The following is a 22,337-nucleotide window of genomic DNA, read 5'->3' as shown; positions in this document are numbered from 1 at the left end:
TTAAAGCTGTTAGGCGTGGTAATTTCTTTATCACTTGAAACATCAATCGAGACTTTGTAAATCCCTGCGTCCAGATTATCAAACAGATATTTGCCGTTACTGTCGGTTGTTGTGGTTAAAGTGGTGTCGTCAGCCGTGCCGAATACGCCATCTTTACCTGCACCCGTTAAGGTCACGACTACACCAGAAACAGGTGTTTCATCAGAGTCTTGAACGCCGTCTTTGTCCTTATCATTCCAAACTGTGTCGCCGATGGAGCTGTTGCCTGTTGGTTTAGTCAGACCAAAATCAATGGTATCAATTGTTTGATTATTGGCTAAGGTAACGGGGTTGTAGCTGTTGGGCGTGGTCACTTGCATATCTTGAGGCGGAACAATCGTGACTTTGTATAAGCCTGCATCTAACTTATCAAAGCTATATTGTCCTTTTGCATCGGTGATGGTCGTGGCGGTTGTATCGTCAGTTGTGCCAAACACGCCATCTTTACCTGCACCTGTTAATATCACGGTGACACCACCGACACCTGTTTCATCAGGGTCTTGCACGCCATCGCTATCTACATCATGCCAAACGGTATCGCCAATCTTACCCGTGCCTGTCGGTTTATTAAGCCCAAAGTCTATCGTATCAATTTGTTGATTATTCGCTAAATTAAACGGATTGCTACTATTGGGGGTTGTGATAGATGTCCCTGTCGGTGGGGTAATCGTAACTTGATATGAACCTGCCGTTAAGTTGCTAAATAAGTATTGTCCCGCGCTGTTGGTCGTTGTGCTCATGACTAAATCATCAGCCGTGCCTAATACGCCGTCATTGCCTGCCCCTCGTAAGGTCACAACAATGCCTGCAACGCCTGTTTCTGTCGGGTCTTGTACGCCATCGCCATCAGTATCATTCCAAACCGTATCACCGACGCTACTAGTACCTGTGGGTTTGTATAAACCAAAGTCTATGGTGTCGATGTTTTGTCCTGTTGTGATACTGAAGGGATTCAAGCTATTTGGTGTTGTTAAGGCTGTGCCATTGGGCGGTGTGATACTGACTTGATATGAACCTGCATCAACGTGGGTAAATTGATAGTGTCCATTACTATCGGTTGTTGTATTGGTCAAGGTATCGTCAGCCGTACCAAATACGCCATCTTTGCCCGCACCTTGTAGGGTTACGACAATGCCTGCAACGCCTGTTTCGCCCGTATCTTGGACACCGTCGCCATCGGTATCGCTCCAAACGGTATCGCCGATAGTGGCTGTGCCTGTGGGTTGGATTAAACCAATATCAACGGTATCAATTTGTTGTCCATCCGCTAACGTGAAGGAATTGAGACGGCTAGGCGTGGTTATCGTTGTGCCTGTTGGCGGTACGATAGAGACTTGATATAAGCCTCCGTCTAAGTTGACGAATTGGTAATGTCCGTTGCTGTCGGTTGTGGTGGTTAAGACGGTGTCATCAGGTGTGCCAAAAATGTCATCAGCACCTGCATTGGTTAATTTAACCGTAACACCTGCAACCCCTGTTTCTGTCGGGTCTTGCACGCCATCGCCATCAGTATCATTCCAAACCGTATCACCGATGCGTCCTGTCGGAGCGGGGGGCGGGGTTGTTGAGTTGTAAAGCCCAAAGTCTGCCGCATCAAATTGTTGTTGGGGGGTTAGATTAATGCTAACTGTTGGCGGTGTGGTTAAACTGTTGCCTGTTGGCGGTGTTACGCTGACGGTGTAATTGCCCGCTTCTAAGCCTGAGAAACGGTATTGTCCGTTGCTGTCTGTGGTCAGTGTGCGGGTAATATCGTCAGCAGTACCGAAAACGCCATCAGAGCCCGCGCCTGTTAAGGTCACGATAACGCCAGCAACGCCTGTTTCGCCTGTATCTTGTGCGCCGTCTTGGTCTGCGTCGAACCAAACTGTATCGCCAATACTGCCCGTTTGATTGGGGTTGTATAAGCCAAAGTCAGCGGTGTCGACAATTTGTTGCGGGGCAAGCGGGATATTAACAACAGGCGGCGTGGTTAAAGTGCTCCCCGTCGGTGGGGTAATGCTGACGGTGTAATTGCCTGTCGGTAAGTCGTTAAAGCGGTATTGTCCGTTACTGTCGGTCGTGGTGGTTTGGGTGGTGTCGTCGGCTGTGCCGAGAATGCCATCTGTGCCTGCACTGGTTAAGGTAACGGTGACACCTGCAATGCCAACTTCATCAGGGTCTTGTGTGCCATCTTGGTCTGTGTCATTCCAAACGGTGTCGCCAATACTGCCGAGTGTCGGACGATAGCCAAAATCGACATCGGTGCGCATTTGTCCCGTACTCAGGGTTAAGGTTGTTGTCCCTGTGCCAACGGATTGCCCACCCGCAAACGGGGCTAAGGTGCTTGATACGCCTGAAACACTGATTTGATACACGCCTGCGGGTAGGTCGGCAAAGTGATATAAGCCATTACTGTCGGTAACAGTGGTGAATATCAGATTGTCGGCAGTGGTGTTTAAATTGCCATCTACACCCGCCCAAATGGCTTGCATGGTTACGCCCGCAATGCCTGTTTCTCCTGCGGTTTGTAAGCCGTCGTTATTGCTGTCTATCCAAACATAATCCCCTAATGACGCTGTATTTTGTGGTTTGTAACCAAAGTCGACCGTATCGATAACTTGGTCTTTGGTTAATGTCACGGGATTTAAACTGTTTGGCGTGGTTAGGGTTAAACCTGACGGCGTGGTGACGCTGACTTGATAGGTATTAGGCGATAAATTATCAAATAAATACTTGCCGTTACTGTCGGTTGTGGTGGTTACGTGAGTATCGTCTGATGTGCCTAAAATGCCATCTGTGCCTGCGCCTGTTAAGGTGACAGTCATGCCGCTTAAGGGCAATTCATCTGTATCAACAATGCCATCGCCATCATTATCTAGCCAAACGGTATCGCCAATACTGCCTTTATCCGTTGTCGTTGCTACGCCAAAATCAACGTCGAGTTTATTTGTCCCAGCGGGTAGCGTCACGGTGGCGGAAGAGCTTCCCATTGATTGTGCACCAACGGTAATGGTCGTGCCTGTCGGCAAGCCAGAAGTTAAGCTGACTTGATATTGTCCTGCGGGAAGATGGTTCACTTTATAGTGACCTGTGGCATCGGTCACGGTGTTATAAGTGACGTTATCCGCTGTTGTCGCTAAATTACCATCTAAGCCTGCCCATGTCATTTGTACCGCAACGCCTGCCAGTCCTGTTTCGCTGGTGTCTTGAATCCCGTCTTTATCAGTATCTAACCAGACATAATCCCCTAGTGAACCTGTTCCCCGATAACCAAAGTCAACATCTTGTTTACTTTGGACATTACTCAGTAAGAATGGATTACTACTGTTAGGCGTTGTCGTGCTTACGCCAGCAGGTAATTGGCTGGTATTCACTTCAACTCGATAATAGCCTGTTGGTAAGCCTGTGAATTGGTATTGACCCGCACTGTTAGTGGTGGTTGTCCGTATCACATCGTCGGCTGTGCCAAATACGCCATCGCTTCCTGCTTCGCGTAAGGTTACGTCAATATTGGCTAAAACAGGTTCGCCCGTATCCAGTTGTCCATCGCCATCATTATCTAGCCATAATTGGTCACCCACCGCACCTTGATAGACGGGGTTAGACAGATAACCAAAATCAGCCGCTAAATAGGTTTGGTTTTCTGCCAAGCTGACAAGTAAGGGGTCGTTATGCGTTGTTGAGGTGTAACCGCCGAGTTTTCCACCTGTATCAGTGACATCGACAAAATATTGTCCTGTGGGCAGGTTGTTAAAGCTGTAATGTCCTGTCGAGTCGGTTGTTGTGCTTGCAACAAGACTGTCTCCCGTGTCTAACGTGCCGTTATTATTCGTGTCGCGGTATAAATTCAGGGTTACGCCTGCAATCCCTGTTTCAATACCATCTAAAACCCCGTTACTATTTTGGTCTTGCCAGACTAAGTCGCCAATACTGGCAGTTTGGCGTTGATAACCAAAATCAGCATCGTTATAGGTTTCTGCGGGTGATAAGTTGAGCGCGTGCGGGTCTGTTCCGCCTGTTAAAACATATCCCGTCGGAATGCCTGTTGCGACATCAACTAAGTAATCGCCTTTCGGTAATTTGGTAAAGCTGTAATGTCCTAAGGGGTCTGTCGTTGTCGTGGCGGCTAATGTATCGCCTGCGTCATAAACCCCATTAGCGTTATTGTCGCGGTACAAGTTGACCGTTACGCCTTCAAAGCCTGTTTCGCCTGATTCTGCAATGCCATTACCGTTTTTATCGTCCCACACATAATCGCCTATGCTCGCGGTTTGTGGGTCGGTATAGGGATAATCAGCATCGTTATAGTCTTGACCTGACGTTACGGTAACAGTTTTATTTTGCGGTGTTGACGCGCTTAACCCTGCTAAAGCATTGTTTGTGTCGGTCACGCTAACAATGTAAGTCCCTGCGGGTAATTTGGTGAAGTCATATTTACCATTCACATCTGTCGTAACAGTCGCAATTAAGGCATCACCAAAGGTTAGCGTGCCACTGCTATCATCATCACTGTATAAATTGACGGTAACGCCTGATAAACCATAATTGCCCACAACGCCGAATTCATCCGCTTCTTGCACGCCATCGCCATCATCTAACCAGAGATAATCGCCAATACTGGCGTAACGTTGATAAGCAAAATCAACGGTGTCTAGCTGTTCACCTGCGCTTAAGCTAACCGCGTGCGGGGTTGCAACTGCTTGCCCGCCATTAATTGCTTGATAGTTATAGAGGACATTAGCGGTATCTGTGACCGCAACCAGATAGTTATCCGCAATTAAGTTGTCAAAGGCGTAAATACCACCCCCGCTGGTGGTTTGGGTTTCTAACAAGGTATCTGTGCCGATATCTAACACACCGTTATTATCGACATCACGATATAACGCAACCGTTACGCCATCGATACCTGTTTCGCCCGCGTCTTTTATGCCATCGCCATCGGCATCGTGCCAGACTAAATCGCCAATATGGGCATCCGATTGTTGATAGCCAAAGTCTGCGGTTGTCACCATTTGCCCTGCCGTGAGCGTCACAAGCGTTGTGTGGTCTTTTGTCGTATCAGGGTCTGCGGTTTGGGTGAAGCCAGTCGGTGGCGTGGTGACAACTTGATACTTGCCTGCGGGCAGGTTGTTAAAGTGATAAGTACCTGTGCTGTCTGTGCTTGTCGTATCGACCACGACATCATCCGCCGTGCCAAAAATGCCATCAGTGCCTGCGCTGTTTAAGCTCACAGTCACACCGCTTAAACCAACTTCGCCCGTGTCTTGCACACCGTTTCCATTGGCATCATTCCAAATGGTGTCGCCAATACTGCCTGTTTTCGGGTCTGCATAGCCAAAATCAGCGGTGTCGTTGGTTTCACCTGCGCTCAGGGTGATAGCTTTGGTTTCGGAGGTTGTCGGTACGTATAAGCCGAGAACATTTGCGGTATCTGTTACTGTGACGATGTAAGCCCCAGCAGCGAGTTTTAAGAAATGGTAATTGCCGTTTGCATCGGTGGTTTGTGTGGTGACTAAGGTATCACCTGCATCATAAGTCCCGCTGTTGTTGACATCGCGGTATAACGCAACGGTTACGCCTGCAATCCCCGCCTCGCCTGTATCTTGAACGCCATCACTGTCTAAATCGCTCCAAACGGTATCGCCAATTTGTGCCAGTTGTTGATAGCCAAAATCAACCGTGTCGATATTGCTGGAGTTCGCTAACGTTAAGGTATGGCTATTATTTTTTGTGGCATCAGGGTCAGCCGTTTGTACATAGCTGGCTAATACGCCTGTTGTATTAATATCAACGCGATATTTGCCTGCGGGCAATTGGGTAAATGAATAGTTGCCGTTTGCGTCCGTGACTTGAGTCGCAACGGTAGTTTCATACGTGCCATTGCCGTCGTTATCGCGGAGTAAAGTAACTGTAACACCACTAATGCCTGTTTCACCGCCATTTAGTAAACCATTGCCGTCTGTATCGCTCCAAACAGTGTCGCCTATACTGCTATTTTGCAATTGATAGCCAAAATCGGCGGTTGTGACCGTTTGCCCCGCGCTTAAGGTGATTTCATGCTGATGGTCTTTGGTTGCGTCTGGGTCGCCTGTTTGGGCATAGTTGGGTAAGTCGCCTGTGGGGTTGGTGATTTCTACACGGTATTTTCCTGCATCCAAGCCTGTAAAGCTGTAATTGCCTGATGTGTCTGTGGTCGTGGTTGCGGTGGTATCGTCACCTGTGCCAAAAATGCCATCTGTGCCTGCATTTCTCAGGGTAACGGAAACGCCTGATAAACCTGTTTCCCCTGTGTCTTGCACGCCATCGCCATCGGTATCATTCCAAACACGGTCGCCAATATTGCCCGTTTGTGGGTCGTGATAGCCAAAGTCTGCCTCGATAAAGTTTTGTCCCGCGCTTAACGTGACAGGCATCGGCTCTGCACCTTTGGTGCTGGTACTGGTTAAGGTGTAGCCTGCAAGCGTGCCTGTGGTATCAACATCGACAAGATATTTACCAGCGGCTAAGTTGGTAAATTCATATAAGCCATTTGCATCTGTCGTTGTAACAGCAAGGCTCACATCACCTGTATCTAAAACACCATTGTTATTGGTGTCGCGGTATAGGGTAACACTGACCCCTACAACGCCTGATTCACCGCCGTCGACAATGCCGTCAGCATTTGTATCATTCCAAACTAAATCGCCAATTCGTCCATCACGTTGTTGATACCCAAAATCAACGGTGTTCACCATTTGTCCCACGCTTAAAGTCACGGCGTGTTTTTCATCTGCGATACTGTCGGGGTCTTTGGTCAGTGCAAAGTTATTTAAGAGGTTGCCCGTATCGGTGACAACAACTTGATAAGCCCCTTTCGTTAAGCCTGTGAAGTGATAAGCCCCACCGCTAGCGGTTGTCGTGGTATCAACAACAACATCATCACCCGTCCCAAATAAGCCATCCGTGCCTGCGGTGCGTAATTCTAAGGTAACGCCATCGATACCTGTTTCGCCTGTCTCTTGAATACCATCGCCATCCGCATCATTCCAAATGTAATCGCCAATACTGCCCGTTGCAGGGTCGGTAAAGCCGAAATCAGCATCCTTATCGTATTCACCCGCAATTAAGGTTTTAGCGTAGGTATTTGCGCCGTAACTTTGTGATAGTCCTGCTAATACGCCAAAGCTATCAGTGACTTTAACGACGTAGCTTCCTGCATCTAAGTTTTTAAACAAATACGCGCCGTTTGCATCGGTTAAGACGGTTTTAATCACGCTGTCTGTACCGTTAATAATGCCGTCGCCGTTATTGTCACGGTATAACGCAAGACTGACGTTAGAAAGTCCTGTTTCACCCACATCTTGCACGCCGTCGCCGTTTGCATCTAACCAAACATAATCACCGATGCCAGCTTGTTCCCGATAGCCAAAGTCGGCATTGCTGATGATTTGGGTAGGCGTGGTGATATTTGCCACAAAAGGTTCATTATTCGTCGTGTTTTGATAATTTGTCGGTAAAGTCGCTTCAACGATATCGACGAGATAACGACCAACCGTTAAATCGGTAAATTGGTAGTAGCCATTTGCATCTGTTGTGCGGGTATCTGCCAAGGTATCGCCGATGTCTAACACGCCGTTGCTATTGGTATCAACGTATAAATCAACTTGTACGCCTGCAATGCCTGTTTCTGTCACATCTTGCACGCTGTCACCATCGGCATCGTGCCAAACATAATCGCCTATCACCGCGCCTTGTTGTTGATAGCCGAAGTCAACCGAAACAATATTGCCACCAGCGGGCAAAGTCACTGCTTGCGGGTCTGTGCCACCCGTGAGAATGAAGCCGTCTAATAAATTTGAGGTATCAGTGACATCAACAATATATTTTGCTTCAGGAAGATGATTGAAAGTGTAGTAACCGCTCGGATTGGTCGTTGTCGTGGTGATTTTGACATCACCTGCATCCAGTAAGCCGTCGCCGTTGCGGTCTAGGTAAATATCAAGACTGACACCCGCAATACCTGCCTCGCCTAAATCTTGGTCAGCGTCGCCATTGGCATCATTCCAGACATAATCCCCAATTGAACCCGTACCGACAAAACCAAAATCAGCCGTTAAGTGGTCTGTATTATTGGTTAAGCTGATATTACTGTAACTACCAACGGTTGTTAGATTTGCACCGCTGACACTGCTAGGCGTAACAGTGACTTGGTAGTCTGTGCCTGCGGGTAAGCCTGCAAATAAATATTTGCCGTCTTGGTCAGTTGTGGTCGTTGTTGTAATGGTCGCGCTGTTAAATGTCCATGTTAAAGTCACTTCGGCATTTGGCAGACCAATTTCGCCCATATCTTCCACGCCATCAGCATCTAGGTCTAAATAAACTGTATCGCCGATGCTATTGCTACCGACATAACCAAAGTCAACATCGGTTTCATCGGTTGTATTGGTTAAAGTGACCGTTGCCTCATTGGCTGTTGCAATGCCGTCATAATCGCTTGTTGGGGTTAAGCTGGTTAAATTTGTACTGTCTAATACCACTTTAAAGGTACTAGCGGGCAAATCAGTAAATTGATAATAACCATTAGCATCTGTCGTTGTTGTCTTATACGGCGTGACTAAATCCGCCGCGTCTAAAACATCATCCGCCCCTGCCCAATATAAATTGACGGTAACATTAGGAATGCCTTTTTCATTGGCATCTTGTACCCCATCACCATTGAAATCGAACCAGACATAATCGCCGAGTGAATTTGCATTGCCTGTTGTTTCTGTTGGCGCGTTATCGCTATCAACATAGTCATTTAAACCGCTTGAGCCATCGCTACCATCACGTCCGCCTGTAGATGTCCCGCTGGTGGTTGGTGTGTCTGAGCCTGTGGGATTGCTGGGTGTGCCTGTTCCACCATTGGGTAAACTGTTGTAGCTAATATCTGCTGTGTTGTCTAAATCAGTCGCGGGAGCTGTTCCTGCTTTAACTTTAACCTCAATTTCTACCGTCACGGATTGACCAATCTCAAGGGTATTAATGAGGATTTCCGCACTGTTATCGGTAAAATTTTCTGTGATAGTAATATCACCCGCATTTAAGGCAGGTGAAGAACTTGCAATCCGTGCGTCAACTAATTCTAAAGACCCATCAAATGGTGCAACTTTATCCGCATCATCTAAAAAGTCAGTGAGTAGCACATCATAAGCGGGGGCTGTGCCTGTATTGCTGTAAGTGATTTGATAAACCAGCGTATCGCCTTCATCAGGCGGTGTTGCAGTGCTAGAGCTGATTGTCTTAGTTAAATTGCTGATTTCAGGCTCAACAATAGTTACTGTCACCGTATCAGAAGTCTTGCTATCTTCAGGATTTGTATCACCGTTTTGGTCATACAGTAACGTGAATGTATTTTCTAGGTTTGTCCCTGCTTGATTAGCAGATTCATTTAAAACAAGCGCGTTGAATTCAATCACAACGAATTCTTTATTCGCAGTCAGATTGCTATTTGTCAGATTACCGAGTTTGAAATAAACATCCGTACCTGACGCATATACATCGCTATTAGTGCTGACACTGGTAGAAATATTGGCATCAGGTAAGAAAGCACTCGGCGTAATTGTCCCGACACTGGTTTCATCCCCTGCGACTTTTAAGCCTGTTAAACTGTTTAAAGTCGTGTCGTTTGTGCTGATATTGCTGGTATTAGTGCTGACAAAAGCAACCGTTGCCGTCCCATCATTTAAGAATTGCAAACCAGCGGGCAGACTTTCCCGAATTTGTAAATTCGTCATCGTGCCTTCATACACTTCCGCCGTTAAGCGATAGCGCACAATTTCGCCAATCGTTGGATTATTGCCTGTTGTACCTGTTTCAGAGGTTGCAACAATCGTTTTTTCTAACAGCGGGTTAAAGATTTCGCCGAAGTTGTTATCTGTGCCGACAGTGCCCGCAACTAGGACTAAATCGCTAAAGCTATCATTATTACTTGTCCCACCTTGTGACCCAATGGTATCAATTCCATCATCAAAGCCATTCGGCTGGGTTTCTGTCAGCGTGTAGCCTGTTGCATCACTAGGGCGTAAATCCGTAAATTCATAATAACCATTGCTATCTGTTGCAACAGTCACATCAACCGTATTGCCGAGGTCATCCGTTCCCGTTAAACGAACACTTGTACCTGCAATGCCTGATTCTGTCGCATCTTTAACGCCATCATTATCAATGTCGTTATACACATAACCGCTTAAAGAAGTCTTTTTCAACTCCCCAAAGTTGTAATCTGTTCCCGTTGTGCCTGATGCGTTAATCACCACAATCCCCGTGATTTTGTCATCACGCACGGTTGCAGTTTCTGAAGAAGCCCCACCAAATGGTGTGCCTGCGGTGTCTGTACCGTCGGTGTAAGCTGTTGGATGGGTTTGTGTTAAGGTGTAGCCTGTCGCATCACTGGGACGTAAATCAGTAAATTCATAATAACCATTACTATCCGTGGTTGTACTCAACGAAACCGCATTGCCCAAGTCATCCGTGCCTGTTAGCGTTATGGTTACGCCTGCAATTGCACTTTCCCCCGCGTCTTTGACCCCATCATTATCATCATCTTCATAGGTATAACCCGATACACTGCTGGTTAACACCTCACCAAAGTTATAACCCGTCGCGTTATCACCTGAATTAATCGTGATACTGCTGATGGTATCGTTAACGCTGGTATTTCCACCATTAACCCCCGCCGTATCTTGACCATCTAAATACGCGCTCGGCTGTGTTTCCTCTATGATGTATGTATTGCCTGCATTGACTGCGAAGAAATATTGACCATTACTATCCGTTGTCGTCGTTGCGATGACCGTACCACCAGAATCTTTTAACGTCATCGTTACGCCAGCAATACCCGTTTCACCTGCGTCGATAACACCATCATTATCTAAATCATGGAAAACCGTTCCGCTAATACTTTCAGGATATTGCAACCCTGCATCAACATGCGTGATGTCCGTATTTGCCGCTAATGTAATAACGGCTGTTTCACCTGTTGTCGTATCAATATCACTATCCAGCGCATCATTTCCCCCTTGATTGATTGAAGAAATATTCATGCTACTGGGTTTTGTCACTTTAATGATGTAATCACCTGCTGCTAAATTATCAAACAGGTAATTGCCATTTACATCGGTATCAATACTCGCTAATAAGGTTGTGCCTGCGCTGTCGTATAAACTGACCGTAACACCCGCAACGCCTACAGTTTCCGTCGCGTCTTGAACTCCATCACCGTCATAATCTAACCAAACACGATCACCAATACTGCTCGTTCCCGTATAAACATAACCCGCATCAACGGTTTGATTACTTTGACCTGTGGTTAGGGTGATTGTTGCTGTGATACTGGTCGCATCGATGTCACTATCAAGGGTGTCGTCAGCTCCAGCATTTTGAGTTGTCGGAGTGAGGCTAGCGGATACACCACTGACTTGGATTTTATAATCACCTGCGGCTAAACCGTTGAAGACATACGCACCGTTACTGTCGGTTGTAGTTGTGGCTAAAGGGTTGTTGCTATTGTCTAAAAGTGTGACGGTTGCGCCCGTAATGCCGATTTCACCCGCGTCTTGAATTCCGTTTGCATTCGCGTCGATAAAGACGAAATTGCCGATACTGCCTGTGCCGTTGAGGGTTAAGCCTGCATCTACATCGGTACGGTTGTTTGTGACGCTTAAATCAATTGCGGAAATAACACCGCTACTGTCGGCATCGCTGTCTAAACTTTCGTTACCACCGACATTAGCGGTTGTAAATGCTCTGCCTGTCGGAGCAGTCACTTTGACGGTGTAGTCTAATGAAGTATCTAAATTGTCAAAGAGGTAGTTGCCGTTTGTGTCGGTGTCGATACTGGCTAATAGGGTCGTGCCTGTGCTGTCATAGAGTTCGACTTTAACACCTGCAACGCCACTTTCGCCCGCGTCTTGAATTCCGTCCGCATCTGAATCTAGCCAAATACGGTCGCCAATACTACCTGTGCCTGTGTAAACATAACCCGCGTCAACGGTTTGATTACTTTGACCTGCGGTTAAAGTGATGGTTGCTGTGATACTTGTTGCATCGATATCGCTGTCGACAGTATCGTCAGCTCCAGCATTTTGAGTTGTCGGGGTTAGGCTAGCGGATACACCACTGACTTGGATTTTATAATCACCTGCGGCTAAACCGTTGAAGACATACGCACCGTTACTGTCTGTCGTGGTTGTGGCTAAGGGATTATTACTGTTATCCAGTAACGTAACAGTTGCGCCCGTAATGCCGATTTCACCCGCGTCTTGTACACCATTTGCATTCGCGTCGATAAAGACGAAATTGCCGATACTGCCCGTGCCGTTTAGGGTTAAGCCTGCATCGATATCGGTGCGATTTGCCGTAACGCTTAGGTCAATTGCGGAAATAACACCGCTACTGTCGGCATCACTGTCTAAACTTTCGTTACCACCGACATTAGCGGTTGTAAATGCTCTGCCTGTCGGAGCAATCACTTTGACGGTGTAGTCTAATGAAGTATCTAAATTGTCAAAGAGGTAGTTGCCACTAGAATCGGTGTCGATACTGGCTAATAGTGTCGTGCCTGTGCTGTCGTAGAGTTCGACTTTAACGCCTGCAACGCCACTTTCGCCCGCGTCTTGAATTCCATCTGCATCTGAATCTAGCCAAATATGGTCGCCAATACTGCCTGTCCCTGTGTAAACATAACCTGCATCAACGGTTTGATTACTTTGACCTGCGGTTAAAGTGATAGTGTCGCTAATTCCAGTCGTGTTTAAATCGCTGTCCGTTGCATCATTTCCCCCTAAATCTTTACCTGTCGGAGTGAGGCTAGCGGATACACCACTGACTTGGATTTTATAATCACCTGCGGCTAAACCGTTGAAGACATACGCACCGTTACTGTCTGTTGTAGTTGTGGCTAAAGGGTTGTTGCTATTGTCTAAAAGTGTGACGGTTGCGCCCGTAATGCCGATTTCACCCGCGTCTTGAATTCCGTTTGCATTCGCGTCGATAAAGACGAAATTGCCGATACTGCCTGTTCCATTGAGGGTTAAGCCTGCATCGATATCGGTGCGATTTGCCGTAACGCTTAGGTCAATTGCGGAAATAACACCGCTACTGTCGGCATCACTATCTAAACTTTCGTTACCACCGACATTAGCGGTTGTAAATGCTCTGCCTGTCGGAGCAGTCACTTTGACGGTGTAGTCTAATGAAGTATCTAAATTGTCAAAGAGGTAGTTGCCACTAGAATCGGTGTCGATACTGGCTAATAGTGTCGTGCCTGTGCTGTCGTAGAGTTCGACTTTAACGCCTGCAACACCACTTTCGCCTGCGTCTTGAATTCCATCCGCATCTGAATCTAACCAAACTTGGTCGCCAATACTGCCTGTCCCTGTGTAAACATAGCCTGCATCAACATCTAGTTTATTTTGTCCCGTAGTTAGGGTGATTGTACTGGTTTCACCTGTTGCGTCGATATCGCTGTCCGTTGCGTCATTTCCCCCTAAATCTTTACCTGTTGGGGTGAGGCTAGCGGATACGCCACTGACTTTTATGGTGTAGTTGCCTGCCACGAGGTTGGTGAAGAGGTATCCGCCTGTTGTATTTGTGGTGGTTGTGCTGAGTAAATTACCTAATCCATCAAAGAGTTGAACAGTTGCGTTATTAATACCAATTTCGCCTGCGTCTTGGATGCCGTTGGCATTGGCATCGATAAAGACGAAGTCGCCAATACTGCCTGTGCCGTTGAATTTTAAGCCTGCATCGATGTCGGTGCGGTTAAGGTTTGCTGTTGTGAGGGTGACATTAACAATACCTGTGCTATCGACGTCGCTGTCGATGGTGTCATCGCCACCCGTATCAGCGGTGACAAAGCCCATGCTACTTGGTGGGGTTACTTTGACTTGGTAACTACCTGCTGCCAAGTTTTCAAAGAGGTAGTTGCCACTGCTGTCGGTGGTGGTTGTGGCGAGTAGGGTTGTGCCTGTGCTGTCGTAGAGTTCTACGGTGATATTGCTGAGTAGTGCATCTCCAGCATCTTGGAGGTTGTTGTTATTGGTGTCGATCCAAACGTAATCCCCAATGCTTCCTGTCCAACGTATCCCCGCATCAATATCGTTGTTGGTTTCGCCTGCGGTGAGGGTAATGAGGTTTGTTCTGCCCGTGCCTGTATTGCCTGTCACATCGCTGTCTGTTGCTTCGGTGGCTGTGGCTTCGTCAGCGGTGGTAAAGGCACTGTCTGCTAATGTACCAGAGCCTACCCCTGTAAATTCAATGCGGTAATCGCCTGCAATAAGGTTGTAAAAGTGGTAATTTCCATTTGTATCTGTTACTGCGGATTTTATGAGGTTGCCACTGTTGTCTAATAGGTTGACGGTTAATCCTGCAATGCCTTGTTCGCCTGCATCTTGAATGCCGTTTGCGTTGACATCGCGCCAAACTCTGTCGCCAAGTTGGGCAGGGATTTCAAAGAAGTCGTTGTGTGTGGAGCTTGTGTCTGCGCCTTCGGGGATAATGACTTTTATTTGATTATCGGTTACAACGCTGGTTGTTCCCCCTGTTCCTGCGATTTCTTGACCGTCGGCATAGCCTGTTGGTTGGGTTTGGGTGACAATGTAGCCTGTCGCATTGCTAGGGCGTAAGCCTGTAAATTCGTAGTAGCCTAATGTGTTTGTGGTGGTGGTTTCAGAAACAGCATTGCCTAGGTGGTCTGTGCCTGTCAGGGTGATTGTGACGTTATTTAAGGGTATTTCATCGTCATCATTGCCTGCAATATTGTCTGCACCATTCGCATCAAAAATGCCATCGTTGTTAATATCGGTGTAAACAAAGCCTGAAATGTTGTTGCTGTAGATGGTGATTTCGGTGGTGTCTGAATCGGTGTAGTCGTTAAGTCCACCTGTGCCATCTGAGCCGTCGCGCTCGCCATCGGCATCACCGCTTGCACCTGAGGTGTTTGAGCCTGTTGGATTCGAGGTTGTGCCTGTATTGGGTAGGCTGGTGTAGGTAACTTTAGCTTCGTTATTAACCAGTTGGGCTGGGGTTACGTTACCCGTTAAGGTGGTGACTACGGTGAAGGTGACGGATTCACTGGGGTCTAGGCGGTCAATGGTGTAGTCAACGATGTTGCCTGTGCTGGCGTTGGTAAGATTTGCGCCTGTTGCACCGACATTGGGGGTAATGCTGACAATGCTGTGCGCACCTGCATCAAGGGCGTTGAGGTTATCTAAAACGTGAATATCAAAGGCAGCGGCGGCATTATTGCCTGTCGCGCTGTTGGTTACGGTGATGGTGTAGGTTACTGTGTCATCGGCATCGCCTGCGGTTGGGCTGGCTGTTTTTGTAACGCCTACGATTGGTTCTACAACGGAAACACCGACATAGTTTGAAATATCTGTTGCAGGGCCAACATAGCCTGTTAAGTTATCACCTAAGATAATACCAAACCCATTATAAGCTGTTGTTCCCGCCTGATTTGCCACTTCATTCACAACAATCGCGTTGAATTCAATGACAACCCATTCATCGTTGCTATCGTGGTCTGCATTGACAACAGTGCCAAGACGGAAAATAACATCAGAACCAGAGGCATAAACATCAGCATCCGTGTTTAATTGGCTAGAAATATTGTCAGCGGAGAGGGTAAAGGTTGGTGTGACAACGCTATTGCCCGTCACTAATGCGCCATTGCCAACAGCAGAAATAGTATCTAACGCGCCATTTCCTGCATTCAGGGTAATTCCCCCATCAGACACAAATGCTATTTTAGCCGTACCATCATTTAAAAACTGTAGTCCATTAGGTAAATAATCTTGTAATGTTAGTAAGTTAAATGTGCCTTCTGGTAGTTTTGCAGATAGTTGGTAACGAACTACTTCGCCAACGGCTACCCGTTCTATGCCATTGGTGTAGCTGGTATGGGCTTCTGAGGTGCTAACAAGGGTTTTTGTGCCTTCAGGTCTTGGACTTGTGAAGGTGACAGTGTCAGTTGCCGTGTAGTCGTTAGCACCTGTTCCGCTACCTGTTCGCTCGCCTGTACTTGTTCCTGCTGTTCCCGCTGTTGAACCTGTGGTGTTATCACCTGAGCCGTTGGGTGTACCGCTATTGGGTAAGCTGGTGTAAGTTAAATTAGCGGTATTGTCGACGTTTGTAACAGAGGTGATGGAGTCTAAAACAGTAGCGACAACAGTAATGGTAAAGCTATCACCTTTGTTTAATCGGTCTGCGGTAATAGTGAACGTGTCGCCAGTGTTATCAGGGAAAGAGCCACCTACAGGGGTGATGGTGATATTGGGGCTAGGGGTTGTCGCGGGGGCTGTACTAACCGTTGCACTGTCAAAACGTAGATGACTAGGGACAACATCGGTTAAGTTGAGGTTAAAGGCATCTGCGCCGTTGGTGTTGTTATCGTTGGTGACGGTAATCGTGTAGGTAACGGTATCGCCTGCATCAGGATTGGTCGGTGTTGGCGCAATGATGGCTTTATCAATGGATACTGAAGGCTCAACAACGGTTGCCGTGACACTGGCTAATGAGCCTAAAGGGGCACTGTTGACATAAACTTGTGCAGAGTTTGCAAGTGTATTACCACGGTCAACTCCAGTGGTATTAGTAACAATCGCGTTGTAGCTGATAGTGACTAATTCGACATCGGCTGAATCTGTTTGTTGGTTGTTAATATCACCTAGACTAAACGTGAGGGTATTGCCAGCAGCGTTGTAATTAACGCTCGCATTCGGGAAGGTTATCGTGTTATTGAGCGCGCTCCCAATTGCTGCATTTGAGAAAACAATGCTACCGCCTGTATCAACTGCGTTACTAATAGATAAGGTGGTGTTGTCTCCTAAATAGACTAGCCCCGCTGGTAAGGTGTCAACAATTTGGAAGTTTTTCGAGTTTGCTTCCGATAAATTGATGGTGAGTTCGTAACGAACAATTTCCCCGACGGCAAGTTGTACTGCACCGTCTGCACTTTTATCGACACTGGTATGGGCTTCAGACGTATCGATAATTTTCTTACCTGGTTCTGGGGCGGTAATAGTGACCGTATCATTGGCTGTACTGCGATAGTCATTTGGTTGCGTTACACCGCCAAAAGTCCCTGTGCGTTCTGTATCGGTTGTGCCTGTAATGTGGGGGGAGGTATCACTCACAGAACCTGCCATGCTGGTGTAAATCACTTCGGCAGGTGTGGTTAAAGTGCTATTAGGGCTTAATCCTGTATTAACAGTTGCTTGAAAGGTAAATGTCAGCGTTGAATTTGGTGCTATTGAGGTAGCACTGGCAGAGACAGTGCCCGCACTTTCGCTGATTGTTGCACCAACGACAGTACCCGTTGTGCCTGTTATCGTTGCACTACCTGCAACATAAGTGAGACCTGTAGGAATGACATCTCTTACTTGTACATCGTGCGCAGTTGGTCTGTTACTGTTTGCGGTTACAACGACCGTGTAAGTAATGACATCGCCCGCATCTGCTTGGGTTAAGCCACCATCACTGATAGTAATGCTGACTTGTGGTTCTCTGATGGTGACATTGGGTGCAGAAGCGGTAATGCCTGTTGCATCATTTGCCCATGTGGCTTTAACTGAATTATTGACGGTATCGTTGTGGTCTGTACCATTTGCGCCTGTCGTATTTAATACAACAGCGGTATATGTCAGGGTAATTGTTTCGCCAACACTATTATTAGTATTGCTATTGACGATATCACTACCACTACTCCCAAAGAAAGTCACTGTTTGTGGTGTGCTGTTTCCATTTCCTGTAACACTTAAACCTGCATTTAAACTTGCTAAAGTAATCGCACTTCCACCAACCGTAAGGGCACTACTACTAGTAACACTGTCTAAACTGACAAAGGCTAAACCAGCATCTAAGGTATCAACCAGTTTAAAGTCGTTAGTATTTCCTTCAGGAATTTTTACTGTTACTTGATATTGAACAGTTTCCCCAATAGTGGCTTGCCCAGTTGCATTGTTATTTGTGTCAGTTACGCCTGTTGTAATAATACTTTTAGCTAGATTGTTGGGCGCGGCAATGGTGATAGTTGCGGTATCAGAAGGTTCTTCGCCATTACTGACAAAGTTTGTCCCGCCTGTTTCTACGCTGGTGTATTGTTCTAATTTAGTCGTATTAGTCTCTACACTACTGGCAACAACTGTATTTGCATCACTTGAGCCTTCAGCGACTAAGTCAAAGGTAATAATGGCGATGTTACTGCCATTACTCACCGTTGTTTTATTGATATATCCGCCTGATGGGGCAGTGGTATAGCCTTGATTAAGCGCGCCTTCTGTCGCACCATCAGTTAAGGTAATGGTAAAGTTGCCTGTTGTCGCATCAAAGCTATCCACAGTAAAGGCTATCGCATTCCCTGCGCCATCCGTTACCCGTAAATTGGTTGAGCTAAGGGTTGTACCATCAGGAACACGGAAGCCTGTCGGAACAGTATCAGAAACCTGTACATTGTAAGCATCTCGCCCGCCTGTATTTTCTATAGTAATGGCGTAGCGAACTGTATCGCCTGCATCAATCTGAGATAAGTTTAAGTTACTGTCAATCCGATTTGTGCTGAGATTGCTACTATTCACAGTCCCTGTAAAAGCGGCCCCTGTTGTGTCTGAAATGGGGTCAGCCGTTACACCTGTCGGCATTGGAGTTGCGCTAAATACAGCACTGGTATTATCTGTGGCAATAATCCCTTTTTTAATCGATAAATCAGGATTGACTAAATAAACTTGAACAATTTCACTGGTCGCATTTTGTTTGCCTTCGGTATTACCTAGACCTGATTCAGCTTGGTTAGTGAGATATAAACCATCAGAAAAAGGGTCAGCACTGGCTTGAACAGAAATTAAAATATCGATGGTTGCATGAACTGCCGCGCCTGCGGTTGGCGTATTGGCTACTGCGTCAAAATCGCCGAAATATATCTTTAGGCTATTATTGAGATCATCTTTTGAAATAGTGGGGGCGAGCGCGGTAGCATCATAATTATCAATCACGCTATTTAACGTATGGCTAGGGCCAAAACTCACATGACCTGCTGCGGGTGGCGACCCTGAATAGGTTTCAACCGTTGTGGTGCTGATTGTTGCTAACGTTGGTAAGGGTAAATAGTCGGATAAATAAAAATTTTCTGCATCGGCTGTTGGTAATTCCACGGTCAAGCGATAAGTGACGACATCCCCCGGTTGTAATACGGTGGGATTGGTCACAGCTGCTGTATTGCCATTAATTGCATATAAAGACTTTGTAATATCAATATCAGCAATGGTTAAAGTATCCGCGCTGTTATCGTCTTCTGTCCCTATCACCGTGCCTGAGCTATTGACAATATTGCCTTTAATCGCAACGTTGTTAAATAAACGGTCGCCCGTGTCAACGCTAGCATCAGTCGTGTAACCAGACGCGGTATGTAATGCCGTAAAATCTTCTTGAACTAAGGTGTAATAAGTAATAACGCCCCGTGTTCCATTGGGGGTATTTGTCCCATTTGTCCAAGGGTTAAGTGCGCTGGCATAGGGGTCTGCTGCCGCAATCCGATTGCCTTCTAAAATGCGGTCTAAACCTTGTGAGGTTAACTCGTCTGAAACATTAAACGTTAATAAAGTCGCGTCGTAAAGTGGAACGCCATTAAAATAACTACTGGATTCATAGCCTGTGGGATAGGCTGACGGGTCAAAGGTTAAGGTAAAGTTTGTTGCGGTTTGCGTGCTTGTATTAAAACCTGAAAAGGCTGTTGTGGCTAAGACGCTGTCAGAATCGCCTAAAATTTGTAGGGTGGGTGCATAAGTACCCGTTGGCGTATATAAGCGTTGACCATCAGAGAATAAATCTTGAATAACAACATTATTGAAGTCGAAATAATCAGAAATTTGGAATTCTAAGGTATATTTCACCACGCTACCGGGCAAGGTTAAGGCTTGGTTAGCGGTTGCGGTGATATTACTAACAATTTCATGGCTTTTTTGAATGGCAATAGAACGGTCAATTAAGGTGTAATCGTCGTCCTCATCATCTGTTGGTGTGCCATCATTCGCATCATTCACCGTTCCATCAGTAACGACTTGGTCAGTTACATCTATCCCACTTTGATTAGTATAAGTTCCTGATACTTGTGATTCATTAACAGAGGTGACTTCATTCCCTGTTGTGGGGGAAATAATGACATTTTTATTCGCATCATTTTCAGGAACGATATTGTAATAAGTAATAACAATTTCATTCGTTGCCGTTGTTCCTGTGACGGTTGCATTTTCGAACAAATAATCGTTATTTCCACTCGCGGCAGTATTTGGATGTCCTGTTGTGGGGGCGGCGGTTGTTACAACTGTTCCAGGGGCAACTTCAATATGATAATTCGCTAAATTAAGGTGCTGTAAATTACTGGGTAAGTAATCAATGATGTCCATCCCAGTGACCGTCGCACCATTAGCAACATTAACCGTTAACGTGTATTTCACAGGGAAATTTTCCCCTGTCGCAGCTTCTCCTTCAGCAGCATCAGCCGTTTTAGTAATCGTAATCACTTTCGGCGTAATCGAAGCTGAATGCGCTGTTTCGCGGGTAATGTTTGCAAGGTTTGGACTATCTGCAACAGGGTTATTAAATTCATCTTGTGCAAAGCTAAAACCACTGGTTGCACTGATACTTAACGGCGTATTAAAAACAGCTCCCGTTAAAGGATTTAATTTTGCGGTGAATTGAAATTCTGCTACGGGTTGGTCAGGCGCGAAACTGCCGAAAGGCAATTCAATGGTGTACCACTGGTCGCCAACTTGGGGCGTGCCAAAACTTGGCAAACTGACTCCACGGTCGCCATAATAATGCGTTGTCACAGGATTACTACTACTATCAAGCCATTGTGTTCCATCCCACGTGGCAACTTTCACCATGAGCAACTCGGCAATGAAATATTTTCCTGCTAATAAATCCATGCCTTGCGGGATTTTTAGGTCGATATAAGGTGCGTAACCCATATCCGTACCTGTATTATCGAAATCAATCGTAAACGTAAAGTTTTCGTTAATCATCCACTCGCTGGGCAAACCAATCGTTGTTGTTGGTGCGGGGTCGCCCGCTAACAACGTATCAATATCTCCAGTCACAACCTGTGTATCGATTTGCCCTGTTTGGGTTTCTAAATCCCAATTTCCGCCTAAACCATCTTTCCCTGTTTTATCCGTAGAAGCGGCAACATCAGCCCCCGTGAGTTTTTGTAATTCTTGAACAAACTCAACTCCTAATTCGCCACTGGCAACATCACACCCATAAAGTAGAATATCCGCGCCACTACTCAGCGCATCGCTCCATGTTTTCACCAACTCAGCGGCATTACTGTTTGACTGAATATCTTTTAGCGAAAAATGGGCATTCCCTAAGGTTAAAGACCCTGATTCGGCATGGGATAAAATATGAATTCCATCAATTGCAATTCCTTCGTTTTTATAGAAATTTAAAACGTCGGTAATTTGAGAAATCCCATTTTGCTCAGTGGATAAAACCACCACTTGCATCTGCACTGCTTCTGAGGACTGCGCTTTATAGCTATCGACTAAGGTTTGATAATCGGCAATACGGCTGTCAACAAAGGCAATTTCGACGCGAATGCTGGTTGTATCATCTTGCGGGACATCGCTGGTTTTATCAGTGGTTGAATCAGTTGTTGATGCTAATGTGCTTTGGCTGGCTGTTGTGCTGGGCTTATCGACACTGGTCGCATGACTTGAGGTTGTCGCTGTTGTACTGGTATTGCTGGCTTGAGTGCTTGTATCGTTAGCCGTTGTATCTGTACTACTCGCGCTCAAATCATCATGGGTCGTTTTATCGGTGCTACTACTGGTTGTTGCACTCGCAGATGTAGCACTTGCCGTCGGAGTAAGGCTATCCGTATCAACGGTAATTTTAACGCCTTTTGTAACGGTGGTAATTGTACTATCACTAGAATCTGTGGCTGTTGTGCTACTTGTTGTCGTCTCTGTGTTGGTTGCCGTTGCACTATTGCTGGCTGTGGTGCTTGTGTTACCCGTCGCGCTCTTTGTACTTGCATCAATGCTTGCTGTACTGCTTGCTGTTTGTCCAGCAGAGGCATCAGCCGTTAAAGTCTCTTTCTCTGTTTGTAAGGCATCGCTTGCACTATCGCTAACAGCAGGGCTTGCTTGCAGGTGCAGGTCTAATTGTTCAGCAACACTACTACCTATCGCTTGTTCTTCAGGAACATCTAAGGCAACGATAGGATTTGCACTGAGTAATAAACGGTCTTCTAACTTTTCAAAGAGAACAGTATAAGAGGGCTTTTTGGTCTTTTTCAT

1 protein-coding gene is annotated in these 22,337 nt (G+C 46.3%); it reads right to left on the bottom strand.

Annotation, left to right across the window (positions count from 1 at the left end; translation table 11 throughout):
- On the bottom strand, positions 1 to 22,337 hold a 22,337-nt coding region (locus BEGALDRAFT_RS19200; RefSeq protein ID WP_002690041.1), incomplete at its 3' end, for an SdrD B-like domain-containing protein.

Origin of the sequence: Beggiatoa alba B18LD (assembly GCF_000245015.1) — a bacterium.
GTDB lineage: Bacteria > Pseudomonadota > Gammaproteobacteria > Beggiatoales > Beggiatoaceae > Beggiatoa > Beggiatoa alba.
This window is presented reverse-complemented; position numbering and strand designations above follow the sequence as displayed.